Origin of the sequence: Gilliamella sp. GillExp13, from assembly GCF_001690815.1 — a bacterium.
Taxonomy (GTDB): Bacteria; Pseudomonadota; Gammaproteobacteria; order Enterobacterales; family Orbaceae; genus Gilliamella; species Gilliamella bombi.
This window is the reverse complement of sequence record NZ_LZHJ01000044.1, coordinates 1-4,218: the sequence shown is the minus strand read 5'-3', so window position 1 is coordinate 4,218 and position 4,218 is coordinate 1. Positions and strand designations below refer to the sequence as shown.

At 34.2% G+C, this 4,218-nt stretch carries 5 protein-coding genes and 1 pseudogene; 3 read left to right on the top strand and 3 right to left on the bottom strand.

The annotated features are described in order from the left end of the window. Positions 1 to 206: 206 nt before the first annotated feature. The 3 genes and pseudogenes from A9G37_RS13465 to A9G37_RS03430 form a co-directional block, all read left to right on the top strand. Positions 207 to 578 (top strand): annotated as a pseudogene (locus tag A9G37_RS13465) (DDE-type integrase/transposase/recombinase); the annotation flags it as partial. Next, on the top strand, positions 570 to 671 hold the full coding sequence (locus tag A9G37_RS13460; RefSeq protein WP_081297626.1) for an integrase core domain-containing protein: 102 nt from the start codon (positions 570 to 572) through the stop codon (positions 669 to 671). The pseudogene A9G37_RS13465 and the gene A9G37_RS13460, both read left to right, overlap by 9 nt. A gap of 115 nt (positions 672 to 786) precedes the next feature. After that, positions 787 to 3,288: a BsuBI/PstI family type II restriction endonuclease gene (locus A9G37_RS03430; RefSeq protein WP_065574632.1), complete on the top strand. Its 2,502-nt coding sequence runs from the start codon at positions 787 to 789 to the stop codon at positions 3,286 to 3,288. Positions 3,289 to 3,398: 110 nt separating this feature from the next. On the opposite strand, the gene A9G37_RS13455 is transcribed toward A9G37_RS03430, so the two are convergent. The 3 genes from A9G37_RS13455 to A9G37_RS12035 form a co-directional block, all read right to left on the bottom strand. Further along, the gene (locus A9G37_RS13455; protein ID WP_442903133.1) at positions 3,399 to 3,620 is read right to left on the bottom strand and encodes an integrase core domain-containing protein; all 222 of its coding nucleotides are present in this window, start codon (positions 3,618 to 3,620) and stop codon (positions 3,399 to 3,401) included. 21 nt (positions 3,621 to 3,641) lie between these two features. Continuing rightward, positions 3,642 to 3,854 (bottom strand): DDE-type integrase/transposase/recombinase, encoded by a 213-nt coding sequence (locus A9G37_RS12040; protein ID WP_081297633.1) that lies wholly within the window; start codon positions 3,852 to 3,854, stop codon positions 3,642 to 3,644. Continuing rightward, positions 3,847 to 4,218 (bottom strand): IS3 family transposase (locus A9G37_RS12035; RefSeq protein WP_141671031.1); only part of this gene is annotated, 372 nt, incomplete at its 5' end. The genes A9G37_RS12035 and A9G37_RS12040, both read right to left, overlap by 8 nt.

Sequence of the window (4,218 nt, the reverse complement as noted above, 5' to 3'; positions counted from 1 at the left end):
ATGCTATCACAGACCGGCATTTACGCTGGGGCTTTCCTAAATGCTTTAATCGTATCAGAAAGCTCGGCTATCAATGGAACCATAAGCGTGTTTATCGGGTGTATTGTGAATTAAAGCTTAATCTCAGAGTAAAACGAAAAAAACGCATTCCTCCACGATGCCCGGAAAAGCTATTTGTGCCTAATAAACAAGGTGAATGTTGGTCAATGGATTTTATGAGTGATAGTAGCCGTAATCAACGTCGCTTTAGGACATTCAATGTCATCGATGACTTTAATCGTGAGGCGTTAGGTATTGATATTGCAGTCAGCTTACCAGCAGGAAGGATTACCCGTTACTTAGATAAACTGGCCGAATATCATGGATATCCATTAAAAATACGGGTTGATAATGGGCCAGAATTTACAGGAAAAACCTTTATAAACTGGGCTAAATCACATGATATAGCCATTGATTATATAAAGCCCGGTAGCCCTTATCAAAATGGTTATATTGAACGATTTAATCGTACCTATCGTACTGAATTACTTGATTTATATCTTTTTAACAACTTAGCACAAGCTAGGTGAATAACCGAAGAATGGCTAACGATTTATAACACCGAAAGACCGCATGAGGCATTAAATAACATGACACCGATTGAGTATAAAACACTAAAACAAGCAGCATGATTTTCTACGTGAGTTGTGTACTAAGTTTGGGGTATTTACATAGTTATAACATTATTCATGGCTATTCTTATGATATTATATTCATATTAAATCCTCATAAACTGAAAAATTATTAATGACATTTATTAAGGAAGTAGATTCGATACGAATTTTGGCTAGTAAAAAGCTTGTAGCTACAAAGAAAGGAGAACTAGGGCAGTTTTTTACTTCTGCACCTATCGCATTATTTATGTCTTCTCTTTTTAGTAAATTAGAATCTAATATAACTTTGCTGGATCCTGGATGTGGTTCTTGTATTCTGTCAGCAGCTTTTATTAATGAATGTTTTATAAGAGGTAAAACTTCATCTTTAAAAATCGATGCTTATGATATTGAAAGTAACATCAAGGAAGAGGTTTTACAAACAATTAATATTTGTGAAAAAACAGCAAATAAACTAGACGTTAAATTACGAGCTCAATTTATTCTAGGAGATTTTATTCGTCATTCTAGAGATCTATTTATCAATAATAAAAATAATTCAGTAGAAATTGAATCTTACTCACATGTAATCATGAATCCACCATATAAGAAAATAAATAAAAATAGCGAGCAAAGTAAATTTCTTACAGAGATAAATCTCAATAGTGTTAATTTGTATTCAGGTTTTATTTCAATAGCCATAAAAAGATTAAAAAAATATGGAGAGCTAGTCGCAATTATTCCGCGTTCATTTTGTAATGGCCCTTACTATCAATCCTTGAGAGAACAAATATTAAATGAAACTGCCATAAAGCATATTCATATTTTTGAAAAAAGGAACAATGCTTTTTCAGAAGATGGAGTATTACAAGAAAATATTATTATTCATTTAATTAAAGGGGCTGAACAAGGAAATGTTACAATCACTTCTAGTCCTAATGCTGATTTTAGCATAGATGAAGAAAGCAATACTGTAACTGTTTCTGATATGACAATTAGAGAAGTAGAGTTTAATACTGTTATACAGCCAAATGACAAGCATAAATTCATTTATATTACTGCGAATGATAGAGATCAAAATACTCTCAACCATATAAAAGCATTTAATAGCTGTTTAAACGATTTAAATATTTCTGTTAGTACTGGAGCTGTTGTTGATTTCAGATTGAGTGAAGACCTTAGAGAAAACCCTGAAAAAAATAGTGTTCCTTTAATCTATCCAATACATCTTAAAAACACAGTTGAGTGGCCTAAAAAATCAAAAAAACCTAATGCAATAATGGTTTCTGATAAATCAAAGCCATACCTTTGGGAAAATGAGGGATATTATGTAGTTGTTCGACGATTTAGTAGTAAAGAAGAAAAACATAGAATTGTTGCTTCTATATATGATGGTAGTATTCAAACAGAACTGATTGGATTTGATAATAAATTAAATGTATTTCATTTTAATAAAAAAGGAATAAATAAAGAACTTGCTTTTGGTCTGTATGTTTATTTGAACTCAACATTACTAGATAAATTCTATAGATTATTTGGTGGGCACACTCAGGTTAATGCAACAGACTTGCGTAATATTATATATCCCGACTTAGATAGTCTCTATAGAATTGGCTCTCAAATAAAAAACACCAATTTGTCTCAGCAAGATATTGATAATTTTATAGAAACGGAAATTTATAATATGACAGGTAAAAAAGATAACAATGTTTTTTTGATGCAAGAGAAAATAGACAATGCCCTTGAAATTATAAAGTTATTAGGGCTGCCAAGGAGTCAACAAAATGAACGCTCCGCACTTACTTTATTAGCATTACTAAATCTTCACAGTGAAAAAACATGGGAAGAGATAGAGTGCCCAATGAAAGGCGTCACGCCAATAATGGATTGGTGTAAGAGTGTGTATGGAAAAGAGTATGCTCCAAATACTCGGGAAACATTTCGCCGACAAACCTTACATCAGTTTGTGAGTGGTGGCTTATGTTTATATAATCCAGATGATCCTAGCCGTGCGGTGAATAGTCCCAAAGCTTGCTATCAGATCACCGAAGAACTATTCAATGTTTTAAAAACATACGGAACCCCTGATTGGGAAAAGCAATTAGATAGTTGGTTAAAAAATAAAGAAACATTAGTCTCTAAATATGCAAAGCAAAGAGATATGAAGATGATTCCTCTTACTTTAGATGATGGTACTGAGGTGAAATTAAGTCCGGGTGAACATAGCCAATTAATTCACGATATTGTTGTTGAATTTGGTCCTCGATTTATTCCTGGAGCAAAAGTTATTTACTTGGGTGATACAGGGGCAAAAGAAGATTTTTTCAGAAAAGATAGCTTAGAAAAACTTGGTGTAGTTGTTAATAGAAAGGGTAAGCTGCCTGATGTAGTACTTTACTGGCCGGAGAAAAACTGGTTAATTCTTGTAGAGTCAGTCACATCTCATGGGCCAGTTGATGGTAAAAGACATGAAGAATTAGCTCATTTATTTAAGGAATCTACAGCTGGTTTAGTTTATGTTACTGCTTTCCCTGATAGAAAGATTATGGGACGATATTTAAGTGAAATTTCTTGGGAAACAGAGGTCTGGGTAGCTGAGGCACCTACACACATGATTCACTTTAATGGTGATAGATTTTTAGGTCCTCATGATTAATATAAGGGAAAATATATGCCGGAACAAAGAATACAAGATCAAAATGGACGATTAACAGCAGAAGTCGAAGTGTAAATGCCCCAAACTTAGTACACAACTCACGTAGAAAATTAAGCTGCTTGTTTTAGTGTTTTATACTCAATCGGTGTCATGTTATTTAATGCCTCATGCGGTCTTTCGGTGTTATAAATCGTTAGCCATTCTTCGGTTATTCTCCTTGCTTGTGCTAAGTTGTTAAAAAGATATAAATCAAGTACTTCAGTACGATAGGTACGATTAAATCGTTCAATATAACCATTTTGATAAGGGCTACCGGGCTTTATATAATCAATGGCTATATCATGTGATTTAGCTCAGTTTATAAAGGTTTTTCCTGTAAATTCTGGCCCATTATCGACCCGTATTTTTAATGGATATCCATGATATTCGGCCAGTTTATCTAAGTAACGGGTAATCCTTCCTGCTGGTAAGCTGACTGCAATATCAATATCTAACGCCTCACGATTAAAGTCATCGATGACATTGAATGTCCTAAAGCGACGTTGATTACGGCTACTATCACTCATAAATTGACCAACATTCACCTTGTTTATTAGGCACAAATAGCTTTTCCGGGCATTGTGGAGGAATGCGTTTTTTTCGTTTTACTCTGAGATTAAGCTTTAATTCACAATACATCCGATAAACACGCTTATGGTTCCATTGATAGCCGAGCTTTCTGATACGATTAAAGCATTTAGGAAAGCCCCAGCGTAAATGCCGGTCTGTGATAGCATTCAATACCGAAACAATCACCGAATCATCCTGTAACTTAGGTTGATAATAGTAAGCACAACGGCTTAAGCCAACGATAGCGCAGCTCATAGCTATAGTAACAGAATGATTTTGTTGTAGTTGCTGTGCCCACGTTTTACGGGCCTTTGTGGGCAC